This is a genomic window from Leclercia tamurae (assembly GCF_025566055.1).
In the GTDB taxonomy this organism is placed as follows: domain Bacteria; phylum Pseudomonadota; class Gammaproteobacteria; order Enterobacterales; family Enterobacteriaceae; genus Enterobacter; species Enterobacter tamurae.
This window is the reverse complement of record NZ_JAMHKS010000058.1, coordinates 56525-73788: the sequence shown is the minus strand read 5'-3', so window position 1 is coordinate 73788 and position 17264 is coordinate 56525. Positions and strand designations below refer to the sequence as shown.

Genomic DNA, 17264 nt, shown 5'->3' with positions numbered 1-17264 from the left:
TAAGGTACTGGAACCACAAGCGTATCAAACTGAGTCTGGGAGGACTCAGCCCGGTGGCGTTCCGGGCTGAGTATCTGAAGACCGGTTAATACAAGCCGTCCAGGTTTTGGGGCGCAGTTCACTACGCCTTACCCGGCCTACAGTTCTAAAAACGGCAACTTTCGTTGCCGTTTTGCTTTTACTTCTCGTCAGGCAATGCGTAGGCAACAATATAGTCACCCATCTTCGTGCCAAACGAACCGTGACCGCCCGCGGAGATCACCACAAACTGCTTACCATTGGCCTCATAGGTCATTGGCGTGGCTTGCCCACCGGCTGGCAGACGACCCTGCCACAGTTTCTCACCATTGCTCATGTTATATGCGCGCAGGTAGTTATCGGCAGTCGCGCCAATGAACAGCACATTACCGGCGGTGGAGATAGGGCCACCCAGCATCGGCATACCCATATTGAACGGCACCGGGATCGGCATCGGGAACGGCATGCTGTCCTGTGGCGTACCAATACGTTTTTTCCATACCACCTGATTGGTTTTCAGATCCGTTGCTGCGATGTAACCCCAGGCAGGCTGTTTACACGGCAGACCAAACGGAGAGAGGAACGGATTCAGGGTCACGCCATACGGCACGCCGTACTGCGGCTGAATACCGGATTCGGTACCGGTACCCTGGGCGTCTTTCGGCTGCTCCATTGGGTTACCCGGACCGCGTGGGATCAGCTTAGAAACGAACGGCAGCGCCATCGGGTTAGCAATCGCCACCTGACGGTTCGGATCCACGGAGATACCGCCCCATTCGAACATCCCCAGGTTACCCGGGAACACCAGCGTGCCCTGCTCGGACGGCGGGGTGAAGATGCCTTCATAGCGCAGCTGATGGAACATCACGCGGCACACCAGCTGGTCAAACATCGTGGCGCCCCACATGTCTGCCCCACTGAGGTCTTTCTTCGGACGGAAGCTCAGATCGGAGAACGGCTGGGTTTTGGTAACGTAGTCACCTTTTGCTGCGCCCTGCGGAACCGGTTTTTCCGGTGCCGGCACGACCAGCTGACCGTTACGACGGTCCAGCACAAAGATATTACCGGTTTTCGCCGGGGCGTAGATCACCGGTACGGTCTGGCCGTTAACGGTGATGTCAGCCAGCGTCGGCTGGGACGGCAGATCCATATCCCACAGATCGTGGTGAACGGTCTGGTAGCTCCACGCCAGTTTCCCGGTGGTCGCATTCAGTGCCACTACGGAGCTGGCATAACGCTCTTGTTCCGGCGTGCGGTTGCCACCCCAGATGTCCGGCGTGGTCACGCCCATCGGCAGGTAGACCAGGTCCAGCTTCGCGTCATAGGCGGCTGGCGCCCAGGAGTTCGGGGAGTTGAAGGTAAAGGTGTGCTCATCCGACGGGATAGCGTTTGGATCTTTCGCACCCGGGTCAAAGGCCCACAGCAGCTTACCGGTGTTAACGTCAAAACCACGGATCACACCGGAGGTTTCGCGGGTGGAGAAGTTATCCGTTACTGAACCGGCAATCACGATGGTTTTATCGGTGATGATCGGCGGTGAAGTCGGCTCATACAGACCCGGAGTTTGATCCGGCATGTTGGTCTGCAGATTCAGCACGCCTTTGTTGGCAAAGGTTTCGCACAGCTTGCCGGTTTCCGCGTTGAGAGCAATCAGACGACCGTCGTTCACCGGCAGCATGATGCGGCGCGGACAGTCGGCAATCACTTCCGGGCTGGCATTATCGGCACGCGCTTCGTGGTAAGAGACACCACGGCAGGTTACGTGCTGGAACTGGTTATTGGTTTTCAGCTGCGGATCGAAGTGCCATTTCTCTTTACCGGTGGCTGCATCCAGCGCGAACAGACGCTGGTGCGCCGTACACAGGTAGAGCATATTGCCCACTTTAATCGGCGTCACTTCGTTGGTCAGCTCGCCTGGATCGTTCGGCATTTTCAGATCGCCGGTACGGAATACCCAGGCTTCTTGCAGGTTTTTCACGTTGTCCGCGTTGATCTGCTTCAGCGGGGAGTAACGTTGACCTTCCTGGTTACGACCGTAGGCAGGCCAGTCGCCATCTGCCACGTCGGAGATCGCCGCCGCCGGGGTGGAATCGGCATTCAGCGTGCCTTTGATTTCCTGCGGATCGTTAAAACCAGCCCAGGTCAGGATCCCGCCGCTGATCAGCAGCGCCACGACCAGCGCGGTAACTGCCCCGCCGGAGCGCACGATCAGGCGACGCCAGACGAAAGGCAGGATCAGCCAGATACCGAAGAAGACCAGAATATCGCTGCGTGGGGTCAGCGCCCAGAAGTCGAAACCGACCTCCCAGACACCCCAGATCATTGTAGCGAGCAGCAGGGCGGCATAAAGCCACAGTGCCGATTGTTTACTGCGCCATAACAACAGGGTGACGCCTAACATCACTACGCCAGCAATCGGGTAGTACCAGGAGCCGCCAATCGCCACCAGCCAGACTCCCCCTATTAACAGGTAGAGCCCGCACAGGGCTGCGAACAGCGCTGTAAGCCTCACGAGTAACCGTGAGTGTTGAACCTTTGTTTCCGCCATAAAAAGTACTCTTTAAGTTTGTTAATTTTTTGATAGCAATTAATTATAGAACTTAACAAGTGTGATCGGAATCACAAATCTGGCTTTTATGAACGGATGCGCCAGGAGGATCCATTTGCTGGTATACTTCAGGGCTTATGTAGCGATGCCGGACGCGAATCCATCGGCATTGAGAAATTCGTTCTAAAAACATACGGTTAGTAAAATGAAACATACTGTTGAAGTGATGATCCCGGAAGCGGAGATCAAAGCGCGTATCGCCGAACTCGGTCGTCAGATCACCGAAGCCTATAAAGACAGCGGCAGCGAGATGGTGCTGGTGGGTCTGTTACGCGGTTCCTTCATGTTTATGGCCGATCTCTGCCGCGAAGTGCAGGTCTCCCATGAAGTCGATTTTATGACCGCCTCCAGCTATGGCAGCGGTATGTCGACCACTCGTGATGTGAAAATCCTTAAAGACCTGGATGAAGACATTCGCGGCAAAGATGTTCTGATTGTTGAAGACATCATCGACTCCGGCAACACCCTGTCGAAGGTGCGCGAAATTCTCAGCCTGCGTGGACCAAAATCGCTGGCGATTTGTACCCTGCTGGACAAACCGACCCGCCGTGAAGTTCAGGTTCCCGTGGAGTATGTTGGCTTCTCGATTCCGGACGAATTCGTGGTGGGCTACGGCATTGACTACGCTCAGCGTTATCGCCATCTGCCGTATGTCGGCAAAGTGGTGCTGCTGGACGAGTAAGGTGGGTATTGCCCGGTGGCGCTACGCTTACCGGGCCTACGGACCGCGCTTTTGTAGGCCGGGTAAGGCGACGCCGCCACCCGGCTTTTTTGCGGGCTTACTTATGATTATCGTGCTTCTGGGTCAGGTTTGAGACGCCCCGGCGGTAGCGCTGCTCCAGGGTTTCCCGGTTGGTGGCGGTCACTTCCAGATCGCGCAGCAGGCCATCGTGGATGCCGTACGCCCAGCCGTGGATCGTCACTTTCTGCCCGCGCTTCCAGGCAGACCGCATAATGGTGGAGTGGCCGAGGTTATAGACCTGCTCCATCACGTTCAGTTCACACAGGGTATCCAGACGACGCTCCTGCGGCATTTGCCCCAGCAGTGAGCTATGTTTGAACCAGATATCACGAATGTGCAGCAGCCAGTTGTCGATCAGACCCAGTTCGGTGTTCTCGACCGCCGCCTGTACACCGCCGCAGCCGTAGTGACCGCAAATGATGATGTGTTCGACTTCCAGCACGTCAATGGCGTATTGCACCACGGACAGGCAGTTCAGGTCGGTGTGGATCACCAGGTTTGCGACGTTACGGTGAACAAAGAGTTCGCCCGGTTCGAGGCCAGTCAGACGTTCAGCGGGAACGCGGCTGTCGGAGCATCCAATCCAGAGAAAGCGTGGTTTCTGCGCCTGAGACAGTTTCTCAAAAAATCCGGAATCTTCTTCCAGCAGCATCTTTGACCATAGTGCGTTATTGCTGATGAGTGTATCTATGTCATTCATGGAGATAAACGGCCTGTAACCGGGTTAATGCGTTGCGCTAATATAGGGCAACTCCATTTTTTTTAAAACAACACTTCGCGTGTCAGCACTATAGGTAACTCTATTTCATGACCATTGCACTGGAGCTCGAGCAGCTTAAAAAAACCTATCCGGGTGGTGTCCAGGCACTGCGCGGCATAGATCTTAAAGTCGAAGCCGGTGATTTTTATGCGCTTCTGGGGCCCAACGGGGCAGGTAAATCCACCACCATCGGCATTATCAGCTCGCTGGTGAATAAGTCCTCCGGCCATGTAAAGGTCTTCGGCTACGACCTGGAAAAGGACGTGGTGAACGCCAAGCGCCAGCTGGGGCTGGTGCCGCAGGAGTTCAACTTCAATCCGTTTGAGACCGTTCAGCAGATTGTGGTTAACCAGGCAGGCTATTACGGCGTGGAGCGCAAAGAAGCGGTTGAGCGCAGCGAAAAGTACCTCAAACAGCTCGATTTGTGGGAAAAACGCAACGAACGTGCGCGGATGTTGTCCGGCGGCATGAAGCGTCGTCTGATGATTGCCCGGGCGTTAATGCATGAGCCAAAACTGCTGATTCTGGATGAACCGACCGCCGGGGTGGATATCGAACTTCGCCGCTCGATGTGGGGCTTTTTAAAGGATTTAAACGACAAAGGCACCACGATCATTCTCACTACCCACTACCTGGAAGAGGCGGAGATGCTGTGCCGTAACATCGGCATCATTCAGCATGGTGAGCTGGTGGAAAACACCTCGATGAAGAGCCTGCTCTCCAAGCTGAAATCAGAAACCTTCATTCTCGATCTGGCGGCGAAAAGCGCCCTGCCGAAGCTGGAAGGCTATCAGTACCGTCTGGTGGATACCTCCACCCTGGAAGTGGAAGTCCTGCGCGAGCAGGGGATCAACAGCGTCTTCAGCCAGCTGAGCCAGCAGGGGATTCAGGTATTAAGTATGCGTAACAAAGCAAACCGACTGGAAGAGCTGTTCGTCTCGCTGGTCCATGAGAAACAAGGAGATCGCGCATGATGCAGCTTTACTGGGTGGCGCTGAAAAGTATCTGGGCCAAAGAGATCAACCGCTTTATGCGCATCTGGATCCAGACCCTGGTGCCGCCGGTGATCACTATGACCCTCTACTTTATTATCTTCGGCAACCTGATTGGCTCGCGGATCGGTGAGATGCATGGCTTCACCTATATGCAGTTTATCGTGCCCGGCCTGATCATGATGGCGGTGATCACCAACGCCTACGCCAACGTGGCATCGTCGTTTTTCAGCGCCAAGTTCCAGCGCAATATCGAAGAGCTGCTGGTGGCGCCGGTGCCTACCCACGTGATCATCGCCGGCTACGTCGGCGGCGGTGTAGCGCGCGGCCTGTGCGTCGGGGTGCTGGTGACGGCGATTTCCCTGTTCTTTGTGCCGTTCCAGGTGCACTCCTGGCTGTTTGTCGGCCTGACGCTGCTGCTGACGGCGGTACTGTTCTCGCTGGCCGGCCTGCTGAATGCGGTATTCGCCAAAACCTTTGACGATATCAGCCTGATCCCGACCTTCGTCCTGACGCCGCTGACCTACCTCGGCGGGGTGTTCTACTCCCTGACGCTGCTGCCGCCGTTCTGGCAGGGGCTGTCACACCTGAACCCGATCGTCTATATGATCAGCGGTTTCCGCTTTGGCTTCCTCGGTATTTCCGATGTGCCGCTGGTGACCACCGTCGGCGTGCTGGTGATCTTTATCGTCGCCTTCTATCTGCTGTGCTGGAACCTGATCCAGCGCGGACGCGGCCTGCGCAGCTGATCCTCAGGCCCGGCAGCGTTCTGTTGCCGGGCCGGTTTATTGACCATCATCACCCCCATCTTCTCCCGACCCCGCTAGACTACCCCTTTCTGATGAGAGGTGACGATGCTGGGTTGGGTAATCACGTGCCATGACGAACATGCGCAGGAGATGGCGGATAAGCTCGCCGTCCGGTTTGGGCCGCTGGTGCAGTGCCAGGTGGTCAATTTCTGGCGCGGATTAAGTGTTAATATGCTCAGCCGGATGCTGTGCGATGCCCAGCATCAGGTAGACAGCGGTGACGGGGTGATTTTCCTGACCGATATCTCTGGCGCTGCCCCCTATCGCGCGGCGGCGCTCCTCAGCCACAAGCACGACAATTGCGAAGTGATCTCCGGGATCGGTTATCCCTTGCTGGAGATGATGTACCCCCTGCGGGAGATGACCGACAGCATCGGCTTTCGCGACACCATCGTGGCCCGCGGCGCACCGGAGGTCAGCAGCCTGTGGCATCAGCAGCAGAAAAACCCGCCTTTTGTTCTGCTCCATAGCGTGGAGAAATATTAGGCATTGGTATTACTGGCGCTTTTGTTACAATGCCGTCAGTTTTTCGTACTGAATAAATCCCTATGTTCTCGCGTATCTTTTTCCTGCTTCTGCTGCTGGTCTCCGGCGGCGTCTCTGCCAGTCTGCTCAGCCAGCAAGGGCTTCCACCCCGCTATATGCAAACCACCGAAGATGCCGCTATCTGGGCCCAGGTGGGCAATAAGGTCGTCACCGTCGGCAATTTGCGTGCCGGGCAGATCGTTGCGGTGGTGCCCACCGCGGCGGATTACTATGAGTTCCGCTTTGGCTTTGGCACCGGCTTTATCGACAAAGGCCATCTCGGCAAGGTGCAGGGCAAACAGCGGGTGGAGGACAGCCTTGGGGATCTGAACAAACCGCTCAGCAACCAAAACCTGATCACCTGGAAAGATACGCCGGTCTACAACGCGCCCAATGCCGGCAGCGCGCCGTTTGGCACTCTGGCGAACAATCTGCGTTATCCGATCCTCAGCAAGCTGAAGGATCGGCTTAATCAGACCTGGTATCAGATCCGCATCGCCAACCGCCTCGCCTGGGTCAGCAGCCTGGATGCGCAGGAGGATAACGGCCTGCCGGTGCTGACGTATCACCATATCCTGCGCGATGAAGAGAACACCCGTTTTCGCCATACCTCAACCACCACCAGCGTGCGCGCCTTCAATAACCAGATGGCCTGGTTGCGCGACCAGGGTTACACCACCCTGACGATGTACCAGCTGGAAGGCTACGTGCGTAACAAAATGAACCTGCCGTCCCGCGCGGTGGTGATCACCTTTGACGATGGCCTGAAGTCAGTCAGCCGCTATGCCTGGCCGATCCTGAAGCAGTACGGCTTTCACGCCACGGCGTTTATTATCTCGTCGCGGATCAAAGCCCATCCGCTGAAATGGGACCCGAAATCGCTGCAGTTTATGAGCATTTCCGAGCTGCGTGAGATCCAGGACGTATTTGACGTGCAGTCACACACCCATTTCCTGCACCGGGTGGATAACAACCGTCATCCGATCCTGCTGAGCCGTAGTTACCAGAACATCGTGATGGACTTTAAACACTCTCGTCGCGCGCTGGCGCAGTTTAACCCGCACGTGCTCTACCTTTCGTACCCGTTCGGTGGCTATAACGATAACGCGGTAAAAGCGGCTAACGACGCTGGTTTTCATCTGGCGGTGACGACGGTGAAAGGGAAGGTAAAACCGGGGGATAATCCATTCCTGCTGAAGCGCTTATATGTGCTCAGAACGGACTCGTTAGAGACGATGTCGCGGCTGATCAGTAATCAGCCGCAAGGATAAAAATCAGGCGACCTGAACCGGAATCGCTTTCGCGGTACGTTTCATGTCGTTATCCCCTTCAAAGTAGGCCACTTTTGGCTGCCAGCGGCGTGCTTCTTCATCGGACATCATGACAAAGCTGGCGATGATGACGATATCATCCACGTTGGCGCAGTGCGCTGCCGCACCGTTGACGGAGATAATTTTAGAGCCCCGTTCAGCCGCGATAGCGTAGGTTGAGAAACGGTTGCCGTTACTCACGTTCCAGATATCAATGGCTTCGTTTTCAAGAATACCCGCTGCGTCGAGAAAATCCTGGTCGATCGCGCAGGAGCCTTCATAATGCAGATCGGCCTGCGTGACCTTCACACGGTGAAGCTTACCTTGCAGCATTTTGCGAATCATGACGTTACCTTAACTCTTTGTCGTATCCCCCTCCGAAGAAGGGGCTGAGGAAACTAATCCGTTAGCATGGATATGCTCAGTACTTACTGAGCCAGTTCAACTACTGTGTTATCAATCAGACGCGCCTGGCCAAGCCATGCTGCCACCAGGATCACCGCCCGCTTGCTGTCAGACGAGAGCGCCAGCAGGGTGTCGGCATCGCGGATCTGCACATCGTCAGCGCGTAAGCCGCCGTCGTTCAGCGCCTGTTCTGCCAGGGCCACAATCTCTTCGCTGCTCAGCTCTTTATTTTTCAGCTGGGCGGCCATGTTGCTCATCACCTTGTACAGCGTCGGGGCGATTTTACGTTGGTCAGCGGTGAGATAGCCGTTGCGCGAACTCAGCGCCAGACCATCTTTGGCGCGCACGATCGGCACGCCAACGATTTCGATGTCGTAGCCCATGTCGGCGACCATCTTGCGGATCAGCGCCAGCTGCTGGAAATCTTTTTCGCCGAAGCAGGCGATATCCGGCTGCACCAGGTTAAACAGCTTGCTGACGATGGTGGAGACGCCGCGGAAGTGACCCGGACGGCTGGCCCCTTCCAGCATGGTGGAGATGCCAGGCACGTCAACAAAGGTGGTCTCTTCCGTGCCTTTCGGATAGACATCATTCGGGGCCGGGGAGAAGACGAAATCCACCTTATGCTTTTTCAGCTTCTCGCAATCTTCCTGCAGCGTGCGCGGGTAGCGCGCCAGGTCGTCGGCACGATCAAACTGCATCGGGTTAACGAAGATACTCACCACCACCACATCGGCGCGGGCTTTGGCTTCGTCCACCAGCTTCATGTGACCGTCATGCAGGTTGCCCATGGTGGGCACCAGGGCGATACGTTTGCCTTCCTGGCGCAAACGACGAATGTGCTGGCGCAGCAGCGGCAGGGTTTCAATGATTAGCACAACGAGACTCCTTACTGGAAACTGTGTTCTTCACCCGGGTAAACACCCGATTCAACGTCGGCAATATACTGCCTGACCGCGCCGCGCATGTCGCCTGCGTCGCTAAGGAAATTCTTCGCAAATTTCGGGATATGCCCGCCGGTGATGCCAAAGGCATCGTGCATGACCAGGATCTGGCCGTCGGTGACGTTACCGGCACCAATGCCGATCACCGGAATAGTGAGCGCGTCGGTGATGCGTTTTGCCAGCGCGACCGGCACGCACTCCAGCACCAGCAACTGGGCGCCCGCTGCTTCGATGGCCAGGGCATCATCAAACAGCGTCTGGGCTGCGTCACCGCGGCCCTGCACCTTGTAGCCGCCAAAGATATTGACCGACTGCGGGGTTAACCCCAGATGGCCGCAGACCGGCACTGCGCGCTCGGTGAGCATGCGCACGGTCTCAACCAGCCAGGCGCCGCCTTCCACTTTGACCATATTGGCCCCGGCGCGCATCACCGTGGCGGCATTCTCAAACGCCTGCTCCGGGGTGGCATACGCCATAAACGGCAGATCGGCGAGCAGCAGGCAGGCGGGGGCCCCGCGACGCACCGCCCGGGTGTGGTAAGCAATATCCTCTACCGTCACCGGCAGCGTGGAGTCATGTCCCTGGACCGTCATCCCTAACGAGTCGCCAACCAGCATGACGTTAATGCCCTCTTCGGCAAAGAGTTTGGCGAAGCTGTAGTCATAGGCCGTAATGGTGGCGAAGCGCTGCTTGTCCTGTTTGCATTTCTGCAAGGTAGCGATGGTGGTTGGTTTCATACTGTTTCCTGATAGCCCAAAGCGAATCTTTGCGCATTCTAACAGTAACATTCGAGGGAACAATGATTTTAGGTGTTCGATAAACCATAAAAGATTTAGGGTTTATTAACAGAAAAGTGGCGTTACCAGCGGGCGGGTTTTTCGGCGTTCAGATGGGCAAGAAGATCGCTCAACGTTTCGCCATCGGGGAAGATGAGGTCAGGGGCAATTTCAAACAGCGGCCAGAGCATAAAACCGCGGCGCTTCATGTCGTAATGCGGCACCGTCAGGCGAACGGTGTTAATCACCGCATCCCCAAACAGCATGATGTCCAGGTCGAGGGTGCGCGGTCCCCAGCGTTCTTCTTTACGCACGCGACCCTGCTGCAGCTCGATGCGCTGGGTGTTATCCAGCAGCGATTCGGCGCTGAGCGCGGTCTTCAATGCAATGGCGGCGTTCAGGTAGTCGGGCTGATCCTGCGGGCCGAGCGGGGGGGTGCGGTAAAACGAGGAGAGGGCGACAACGCGGGATTGCGGGATGTCGCCCAACGCCTGAACGGCAGCATTGACCTGCTCCAGGGGAGAGGCCAGATTGCTGCCGATGGCGATATACGCCAGCGTCATGCCGCGCCTTCGCGACGCGGCGCGCGCTTGCGTGGACGGCGGTGACGACGACGCGGAGCCGGATCTTCATCCAGATCGCCCAGCATGTCTTTCTGCGCCGGTGGTGCAGACACCTGGAACTCACCCCACCACTGCACCAGAAGCTGCAGCTCGCGGTTGTTTTCCGCTTCGGCACGCAGGGCCATCAGATCGTAAGCCGCACGGAATTTTGGATGCTCCATTAACTTCCACGCGCGTTTACCCTGACGACGGGACATCCGCAGCTGAAGCTGCCAGATATCACGCACCAGCGTGGTAATGCGTTTCGGGATCGCCAGCGAGCGGCAGGCTTCATCCAGCACGTCGTTGGTGGCCAGCGCAAAGGCATCGTAATAGGCCAGACCGCTTTCCTGGGCAATCTTCTGCGCCGTTTCCAGCAGCGGATACCAGAACATCGCCGCAAACAGGAACGCCGGGTTAACGCGCATATCGTTCTGAATGCGGTTATCGGTATTCTTCAGCACCTGGTCGATGATGCGTTCCATCGCGCTGTCACCTTTTTCGGTGAAATTACGCGTGATGGTCGGGAACAGGGGCTGGAACAGGCTGTATTCGCGCAGCAGCTGATAGGTAGCAAAACCGTGACCCGCCTGCAGCAGCTTCAGCGCCTCTTCAAACAGACGCGCCGGCGGCACATCGTTGATGAGGGTCGCCAGGCGCGGGATCGGCTCGGCGGTCTCAGGGCTGATCCGCATATCCAGCTTGGCGGCAAAACGCACGGCGCGCAGCATACGCACCGGATCTTCACGGTAGCGCGTTTCCGGGTTGCCGATCAGGCGGATCAAACCCGCTTTCAGATCCGGCACGCCACCGACGAAATCGCGGACGGTAAAGTCAGCCACGCTGTAATAGAGGCTGTTGATAGTGAAATCGCGACGCTGAGCATCTTCTTCGATTGAACCAAAGATGTTGTCACGCAGCAGCATACCGTTCTGACCCTGCTGAGAGGTCGTCCGGTCTGATGGGGTGCCTTCGTGGTGACCCCGGAAGGTAGCCACTTCGATGATTTCTGGGCCAAACATGACGTGAGCAAGGCGGAAGCGACGACCGACCAGGCGGCAGTTGCGGAATAATTTACGCACCTGCTCAGGCGTGGCGCTGGTGGTCACGTCAAAATCTTTTGGCTTTTTGCCCAGCAGTAAGTCACGCACCCCGCCACCAACCAGATAGGCCTCATAGCCAGCTTTATTCAGGCGATAAAGGACCTTCAGGGCGTTTTCACTGATATCTTTGCGGGAAATAGCATGCTGCTCGCGCGGAATAACCGACATCGTATTTTGAACAATGACGTCATCCGCCATGCTCTCATCGCGGCTCAGCACCTTACGGCAAAAATTAGCGACTCGGGTAAAAATAGTACACCTCGGTAGTGTGTGTTTCAGAATTCACGACAAAAAATAGCGGCTAATCATAGCTCAGCGAGACGCGTTTGAGAATGCTGGATTTTCGGCACGCGGTTTAGCGACCACTGGGCCACCGCTTTTTCCAGTAATTCTTCGGTTCGCAGATCCTGCCACTCATGTGTTACATCCTGGTTGAGAAATTGTAAAGCATTGATAAGAACTGGGCGAGGATCGCCTGTCGGTAATGCCGGGGCATGATTCTGTTTCGAGAGTTTCATCCCTTTTTCATTCACCACCAGCGGCAAATGGATATAGTCCGGCACCGGCCAGCCAAACAGCTGGTAGAGTGAAATCTGCCGCACGGTGGGTTCGATCAGATCGGCCCCGCGGACAATCTCGTTTACGCCCTGGAAATGGTCATCCACCACCACCGCCAGGTTATAAGCAAACAGCCCGTCCCGGCGATGGATAATAAAATCCTCATCCGCCAGCCGTGGATCGGCGTGGAGTTCGCCCTGGAGCTGGTCGGTAAATCGGGTGACCGGATGCTGTTGCACCACGCGCACCGCCGCGTTTTCCGGGCCGTGATGCAGGGTGCGGCAATGGCCGTCATAGACGCCACCGACGCTCTGAATGCGCGCGCGGGTGCAGGTGCAGTAGTAGGAGAGTCCCTGGGCGTGCAGCCAGGCCAGGCGTTCGCGATAGGCGTCGTGCCGCTGAGATTGCCACAGCACCTCGCCATCCCAGTGCAGGCCGTAATGTTCCAGCTGACGCAGAATGGTCTCTGCTGCACCGGGAACTTCACGCGGGGGGTCAATATCTTCGATACGTACACGCCAGATACCCTGGCGGGCACGGGCTTGCAGATAGCTCCCAAGCGCGGCAATGAGCGAGCCGAAATGCAGTTCGCCAGAGGGGGATGGCGCGAAGCGCCCAATATAGTCAGAAGGCATAATTACACAGCGCAGAAAGTAATCAGGCGGGAGAAGACTCCCGCCTGTGATAGCGTTATGACAGGGTCGGCATTAACCGGCCATCTGTTTTTCGCGGATTTCTGCCAGCGTTTTGCAGTCGATGCACAGATCGGCTGTTGGACGGGCTTCCAGACGACGAATGCCGATTTCGACACCGCAGGACTCGCAAAAGCCGAAATCTTCGTCTTCGACTTTTTTCAGCGTTTTCTCGATCTTCTTAATCAGTTTGCGTTCGCGGTCACGGTTACGCAGTTCAAGGCTGAACTCTTCTTCCTGGGCGGCACGGTCTACCGGGTCCGGGAAGTTAGCGGCTTCGTCCTGCATATGTGTAACGGTGCGATCGACTTCATCCCTGAGCTGATTACGCCACGCTTCAAGAATTCGCTTAAAGTGCGTCAGCTGGGCTTCGTTCATATACTCTTCGCCCGGCTTCTCTTGATACGGCTCCACCCCAGCGATGGCGAGAATACTCAGGGACGATGTTTTACGGTTTTGCCCTTCTTGCATGTTGCTTCTCCTTAACACGCACTATCGATCCCCGTGTTGGGGGAAAAATCAGGCCGCTATAAATAACAGATGCTTTTCCGTAAGGCAATTATCTAAACGTAACACTTGACAAGCCTGTGAAGAAAAGCGTATTTGCGCACACGACCAGAACACTTAATAAACAACACTCAACCCCTTTTATAACGTGACGGGAAGAGCGGATCTCAGAGTCATATTATCGGCAGAAAGTTCCGCTTTATAAGCCAAAACCTCCACCCCCTGCTTTTGTGCCTCATTCAACAGTTGCGCGTACTTAAGGTCAATATGGCGGGCGGGTGAAAATCGTCCAATTGCGCTGTGTAACACCGCAAATAACAGCACGGCGCGCTTGCCTGCCGCCGCCACACTTATCAACTCCCGGAGATGCTTCTGCCCTCGCAGCGTGACCGCATCCGGAAAGTAGCCATTATCCCTTTCAGCTAACGTGACTGATTTCACTTCAATATAGCACTCAGGGCGATCCTCTGCCTGCAACATAAAGTCGATTCTGCTGTTTTCAGCACCATATTTCACTTCACTTTTTAAGCTGTTGTAACCGCACAGTTCAGGAATTAAATCCAGAGTAATCGCCTCTTTGACCAGCTGGTTCGCCCGCAGCGTATTGACGCAAATATAGTCTCCGGCGGCGGTCTGGGTTATTTCCCAGGTGTGGGGGTATTTGCGTTTGATATTGGAAGAGGTGGAGTACCAGACGGTATCGCCGGGCGTGGCGCAGCCGGTCATCGCCCCGGTGTTCGGGCAGTGCAGGGTCAGCGTTTCGCCTTCCGGCGTCACCACGTCGGCGAGAAAACGCTTGTAGCGCTGCACCAGCGTGGCGGGTTTCAGGGCAGGGGTAAACAGCATGCAGATTCCTTGTTATTCGGTAAGCGTCCAGCGCTGGAGCGGCGTATAGCGGGTGCGCCCTCCGGCAAAAAGGCTCTCATAGAGGACAAATTCGGTCACCGGAAACGTCCACCGAAAACCCGGCGGCGGAATGGCCACCGCGTGGCTGGCGTCGCGCAGCAGGGTGATATGCGGGTGAAACGGCTGCGGGCTCTGGTAACAGCCGCTGCGCGCCGCCTGGGCCCGCAGCATATTGGCTAACTGTAATAACCCCCGGGGCGGCTGGCGGGTACCCAGCCAGACGACGCGGGAGCGCAGCCACTGTCCGGCATCGTCCAGGGTCAGGGTAAACCCCGGCTGGCGAATGCGTCCGGCCATCGCCGCCAGCACCTGACGTTTCTCGTCGCTGACATCCCCTAAAAACGCCAGCGTCAGGTGCAGGTTGGCCCCGGCCACCGGGCGGCCCGCTTCCGGGGCAAAGCAATCGGCGCGCCAGCGCACGATCTGCCGCTGGATCGGGGCAGGCATTTCAATGGCAAAAAACAGCCTTTTCGACTCAGACATACGGGGCACTCGGTAATGAATTGTGGCGATGCTACAATGTACGCCGTCTAAAGTTAACCCTCTGGAGCCATTCGTGTCCCTGTTGCCGGTCGCCGCTGTCCTTCCTGAACTTCTCCTCGCGTTACACCACGCCCCCCAGGTTCTGCTTACTGCGCCCACTGGTGCGGGGAAATCGACGTGGCTGCCGCTGCAGATCCTGGCCGAAGGGAAAATTAACGGCAAAATTATTCTGCTCGAACCGCGGCGGATCGCCGCCCGCAACGTGGCGCAGCGGCTGGCGGATCTGCTGGGGGAAAAACCGGGCGAGACGGTGGGCTACCGGATGCGGGCTGAAACCTGTGTCGGGGCCAATACCCGGCTTGAGGTAGTCACCGAGGGGATCCTCACCCGGATGCTGCAGCAGGATCCCGAGCTGACTGGCGTAGGGCTGGTGATCCTCGATGAGTTCCACGAGCGCAGCCTGCAGGCGGATCTGGCTCTGGCGCTACTGCTGGATGTCCAGCAGGGGCTACGGGACGATCTCAGGCTGCTGATCATGTCTGCGACCCTGGACAACGACCGGCTTCAGCGTCTGCTCCCTGAGGCACCGACGATCGTTTCTGAGGGCCGTACCTTTCCGGTTGAGCGGCGCTATCAGTCGCTCTCCACCCAGCTGCGTTTCGACGAAGCGGTGGCGGTGGCGACTGCCGAGCTGCTGCGCCAGGAGCCCGGCTCGCTACTGCTGTTTTTGCCGGGGGTGATCGAGATCCAGCGCGTGCAGGAGCAGCTCGCTCGCCGCGTGGCTGACGACGTAGTGCTCTGTCCGCTGTATGGCGCGCTGTCCCTGACCGAGCAGCGTAAGGCGATCCTGCCTGCGCCGGTCGGACAGCGCAAAGTGGTGCTGGCGACCAACATTGCCGAAACCAGTCTGACCATCGAAGGCATCCGGCTGGTGGTGGATTCAGCCCAGGAGCGGGTGGCGAATTTCGATCCGCGCACCGGCCTGACCCGCCTGCTGACCCAGCGCGTCAGCCAGGCCTCGATGACCCAACGCGCCGGGCGTGCCGGGCGACTGGAGCCGGGCATCTGCCTGCACCTGACGCCGTTTGAACAGGCCGAGCGTGCCGCCGCCCAGGGCACGCCGGAAATTTTGCACAGCGATCTCAGTGGTCTGCTGATGGAGCTCCTGCAGTGGGGCTGCCGGGATCCTTCCCAACTGAACTGGCTGGATCTGCCGCCAGCGACTAACCTTGCTGCGGCCCGCCGCCTGTTAACCCAGCTTGGGGCGCTGGCGGGGGAGCAGCTCAGCACGTTTGGCCAGAAGATGGCGAGGCTCGGCAACGACCCGCGGCTGGCGGCGATGCTGGCCAGCGCCAGAGGTGAAGACGAAATTGCGACGGCGGCAAAACTGGCGGCTATCCTTGAACAGCCGCCGCGAGGCAGCAGCAGCGATCTGGCCCAGGCCTTCTCCCGCAATCAGCCGGAGTGGCAGCAGCGCGCCCGGCAGTTAAGTTCGCGTCTCAACAGCCGCGGCGGAGCGCCGGACAGCGATTGTGTTCCTGCGCTGCTGGCAAAGGCGTTTCCCGACCGGATCGCCCGCCGCCGCGGGCTTGACGGCCGCTATCAGCTGGCGAACGGCATGGGGGCGATGCTGCAGAGCGACGACGCCATGACCCGTCACGAGTGGTTGATTGCCCCGTCGTTATTGCAGGGCAGCCAGTCGCCGGATGCCCGTATTTTGTTGGGCCTGGCCGTGGATATCGATGCCCTGATCGCCGCCTCGCCGGGGCTGGTGGAACAGTCTGACACCGTCGAGTGGGATGATGCCCAGGGCACGCTGAAGGCTTTTCGCCGGGCACAGATTGGCCGCCTGACGGTCAACGTCAAACCGCTGGCGAAGCCGTCGGAAGAGGAGCTTCATCAGGCGATGCTTAACGGCATCCGCGATAAAGGGCTCAGCGTCCTGAACTGGACCCCGGAGGCGGAGCAGTACCGGATCCGCCTGCACTGCGCGGCGCAGTGGCTGCCGGAGTTTGCCTGGCCGGCGGTGGATGACGCCTCGCTGCTGGCGTCCCTTGAGACGTGGCTGCTGCCGCAAATGCAGGGCGTACATTCGCTTCGCGCCCTGAAATCACTGGATGTTAAGGCGGCGTTACAGAACTTAACCGACTGGTCGTTACGTCAACGTCTGGATACTGAGCTTCCGGGGCATTACACTGTGCCGACCGGCAGCCGGATAGCCATTCGTTATCATGAAGATAATCCTCCGGCGCTGGCGGTACGGATGCAGGAGATGTTTGGCGAGGCGAACACGCCAGCCATTGCGCAGGGGCGTGTGCCGCTGGTGCTGGAGCTGTTATCACCAGCTCAGCGCCCGCTGCAGATCACCCGCGATCTGGGTGCTTTCTGGGCCGGAAGCTACCGCGAGGTGCAAAAAGAGATGAAAGGACGCTACCCCAAGCACGTCTGGCCGGACGATCCGGCAAATACGGCGCCAACCCGACGCACCAAAAAGTATTCGTAGACCGGATAACGGGTCAATTTG

General features: G+C 57.6%; 18 protein-coding genes. 7 read left to right on the top strand and 11 right to left on the bottom strand.

Features of this window, described 5'->3' with window-relative positions; genetic code table 11:
• The coding region (locus M8318_RS22655) for an IS3 family transposase (protein WP_332018234.1) at positions 1–89 on the top strand (89 nt) is incomplete at its 5' end.
• A gap of 89 nt (positions 90–178) precedes the next feature.
• On the opposite strand, the gene M8318_RS01125 is transcribed toward M8318_RS22655, so the two are convergent.
• The gene (locus tag M8318_RS01125; protein ID WP_262660698.1) at positions 179–2566 is read right to left on the bottom strand and encodes a glucose/quinate/shikimate family membrane-bound PQQ-dependent dehydrogenase; all 2388 of its coding nucleotides are present in this window, start codon (positions 2564–2566) and stop codon (positions 179–181) included.
• 205 nt (positions 2567–2771) lie between these two features.
• Between M8318_RS01125 and hpt the strand changes: the two genes are divergently transcribed.
• Complete coding sequence (gene hpt / locus M8318_RS01120) at positions 2772–3308, top strand: hypoxanthine phosphoribosyltransferase (RefSeq protein ID WP_106994270.1); 537 nt, start codon at positions 2772–2774, stop codon at positions 3306–3308.
• 97 nt (positions 3309–3405) lie between these two features.
• On the opposite strand, the gene can is transcribed toward hpt, so the two are convergent.
• Positions 3406–4068 (bottom strand): carbonate dehydratase, encoded by a 663-nt coding sequence (gene can / locus M8318_RS01115; protein ID WP_106994271.1) that lies wholly within the window; start codon positions 4066–4068, stop codon positions 3406–3408.
• A 107-nt stretch (positions 4069–4175) separates the two neighbouring features.
• Between can and M8318_RS01110 the strand changes: the two genes are divergently transcribed.
• From M8318_RS01110 to M8318_RS01095, 4 genes are all read left to right on the top strand, one after another.
• On the top strand, positions 4176–5102 hold the full coding sequence (locus tag M8318_RS01110) for an ABC transporter ATP-binding protein (RefSeq protein WP_106994272.1): 927 nt from the start codon (positions 4176–4178) through the stop codon (positions 5100–5102).
• Positions 5099–5869, top strand: a complete 771-nt coding sequence (locus tag M8318_RS01105) for an ABC transporter permease (RefSeq protein WP_106994273.1) — start codon at positions 5099–5101, stop codon at positions 5867–5869. Before M8318_RS01110 ends, M8318_RS01105 begins: the two co-directional genes overlap by 4 nt.
• Positions 5870–5974: 105 nt before the next feature.
• Positions 5975–6415: a PTS sugar transporter subunit IIA gene (locus M8318_RS01100; RefSeq protein WP_262660696.1), complete on the top strand. Its 441-nt coding sequence runs from the start codon at positions 5975–5977 to the stop codon at positions 6413–6415.
• Between the two features lie 62 nt (positions 6416–6477).
• Positions 6478–7725, top strand: a complete 1248-nt coding sequence (locus M8318_RS01095) for a polysaccharide deacetylase family protein (RefSeq protein ID WP_262660695.1) — start codon at positions 6478–6480, stop codon at positions 7723–7725.
• 3 nt (positions 7726–7728) lie between these two features.
• Here the strand turns inward: M8318_RS01095 and panD are convergent, their stop codons facing one another.
• From panD to thpR, 9 genes are all read right to left on the bottom strand, one after another.
• Positions 7729–8109, bottom strand: coding sequence for an aspartate 1-decarboxylase (gene panD / locus M8318_RS01090; RefSeq protein WP_106994276.1), 381 nt, complete (start codon positions 8107–8109; stop codon positions 7729–7731).
• A gap of 83 nt (positions 8110–8192) precedes the next feature.
• A complete protein-coding gene (gene panC, locus M8318_RS01085) occupies positions 8193–9047 on the bottom strand; it encodes a pantoate--beta-alanine ligase (RefSeq protein WP_106994277.1) in 855 nt (284 codons plus the stop codon).
• A gap of 11 nt (positions 9048–9058) precedes the next feature.
• Positions 9059–9850, bottom strand: a complete 792-nt coding sequence (gene panB, locus M8318_RS01080) for a 3-methyl-2-oxobutanoate hydroxymethyltransferase (RefSeq protein WP_106994278.1) — start codon at positions 9848–9850, stop codon at positions 9059–9061.
• Between the two features lie 122 nt (positions 9851–9972).
• Positions 9973–10452: a 2-amino-4-hydroxy-6-hydroxymethyldihydropteridine diphosphokinase gene (gene folK / locus M8318_RS01075; RefSeq protein ID WP_262660694.1), complete on the bottom strand. Its 480-nt coding sequence runs from the start codon at positions 10450–10452 to the stop codon at positions 9973–9975.
• Positions 10449–11846, bottom strand: coding sequence for a polynucleotide adenylyltransferase PcnB (gene pcnB / locus M8318_RS01070; protein WP_262660700.1), 1398 nt, complete (start codon positions 11844–11846; stop codon positions 10449–10451). Before pcnB ends, folK begins: the two co-directional genes overlap by 4 nt.
• Positions 11847–11899: 53 nt before the next feature.
• Entirely contained in the window at positions 11900–12787 is an 888-nt protein-coding gene (gluQRS, locus tag M8318_RS01065; RefSeq protein WP_269468269.1) for a tRNA glutamyl-Q(34) synthetase GluQRS, read from the bottom strand.
• Positions 12788–12859: 72 nt separating this feature from the next.
• On the bottom strand, positions 12860–13315 hold the full coding sequence (gene dksA / locus M8318_RS01060; RefSeq protein ID WP_072570677.1) for an RNA polymerase-binding protein DksA: 456 nt from the start codon (positions 13313–13315) through the stop codon (positions 12860–12862).
• Positions 13316–13492: 177 nt separating this feature from the next.
• Positions 13493–14197, bottom strand: coding sequence for a DNA/RNA nuclease SfsA (gene sfsA, locus M8318_RS01055; RefSeq protein ID WP_262660693.1), 705 nt, complete (start codon positions 14195–14197; stop codon positions 13493–13495).
• Positions 14198–14209: 12 nt separating this feature from the next.
• Positions 14210–14740, bottom strand: a complete 531-nt coding sequence (thpR, locus tag M8318_RS01050) for an RNA 2',3'-cyclic phosphodiesterase (protein ID WP_262660692.1) — start codon at positions 14738–14740, stop codon at positions 14210–14212.
• Between the two features lie 73 nt (positions 14741–14813).
• Between thpR and hrpB the strand changes: the two genes are divergently transcribed.
• Complete coding sequence (gene hrpB, locus M8318_RS01045; protein WP_262660691.1) at positions 14814–17243, top strand: ATP-dependent helicase HrpB; 2430 nt, start codon at positions 14814–14816, stop codon at positions 17241–17243.
• Positions 17244–17264: the final 21 nt, after the last annotated feature.

Excerpts from the sequence above, each read along its gene's own strand:
- M8318_RS01100 (WP_262660696.1), top strand. The coding sequence starts at position 5,975 with ATGCTGGGTTGGGTAATCACGTGCCATGACGAACATGCGCAGGAGATG.
- gluQRS (WP_269468269.1), bottom strand. The coding sequence starts at position 12,787 with ATGCCTTCTGACTATATTGGGCGCTTCGCGCCATCCCCCTCTGGCGAA.
- sfsA (WP_262660693.1), bottom strand. The coding sequence starts at position 14,197 with ATGCTGTTTACCCCTGCCCTGAAACCCGCCACGCTGGTGCAGCGCTAC.
- M8318_RS01095 (WP_262660695.1), top strand. The coding sequence starts at position 6,478 with ATGTTCTCGCGTATCTTTTTCCTGCTTCTGCTGCTGGTCTCCGGCGGC.
- panD (WP_106994276.1), bottom strand. The coding sequence starts at position 8,109 with ATGATTCGCAAAATGCTGCAAGGTAAGCTTCACCGTGTGAAGGTCACG.
- folK (WP_262660694.1), bottom strand. The coding sequence starts at position 10,452 with ATGACGCTGGCGTATATCGCCATCGGCAGCAATCTGGCCTCTCCCCTG.
- panB (WP_106994278.1), bottom strand. The coding sequence starts at position 9,850 with ATGAAACCAACCACCATCGCTACCTTGCAGAAATGCAAACAGGACAAG.
- dksA (WP_072570677.1), bottom strand. The coding sequence starts at position 13,315 with ATGCAAGAAGGGCAAAACCGTAAAACATCGTCCCTGAGTATTCTCGCC.
- M8318_RS01125 (WP_262660698.1), bottom strand. The coding sequence starts at position 2,566 with ATGGCGGAAACAAAGGTTCAACACTCACGGTTACTCGTGAGGCTTACA.
- hpt (WP_106994270.1), top strand. The coding sequence starts at position 2,772 with ATGAAACATACTGTTGAAGTGATGATCCCGGAAGCGGAGATCAAAGCG.
- M8318_RS01105 (WP_106994273.1), top strand. The coding sequence starts at position 5,099 with ATGATGCAGCTTTACTGGGTGGCGCTGAAAAGTATCTGGGCCAAAGAG.
- can (WP_106994271.1), bottom strand. The coding sequence starts at position 4,068 with ATGAATGACATAGATACACTCATCAGCAATAACGCACTATGGTCAAAG.
- thpR (WP_262660692.1), bottom strand. The coding sequence starts at position 14,740 with ATGTCTGAGTCGAAAAGGCTGTTTTTTGCCATTGAAATGCCTGCCCCG.
- M8318_RS01110 (WP_106994272.1), top strand. The coding sequence starts at position 4,176 with ATGACCATTGCACTGGAGCTCGAGCAGCTTAAAAAAACCTATCCGGGT.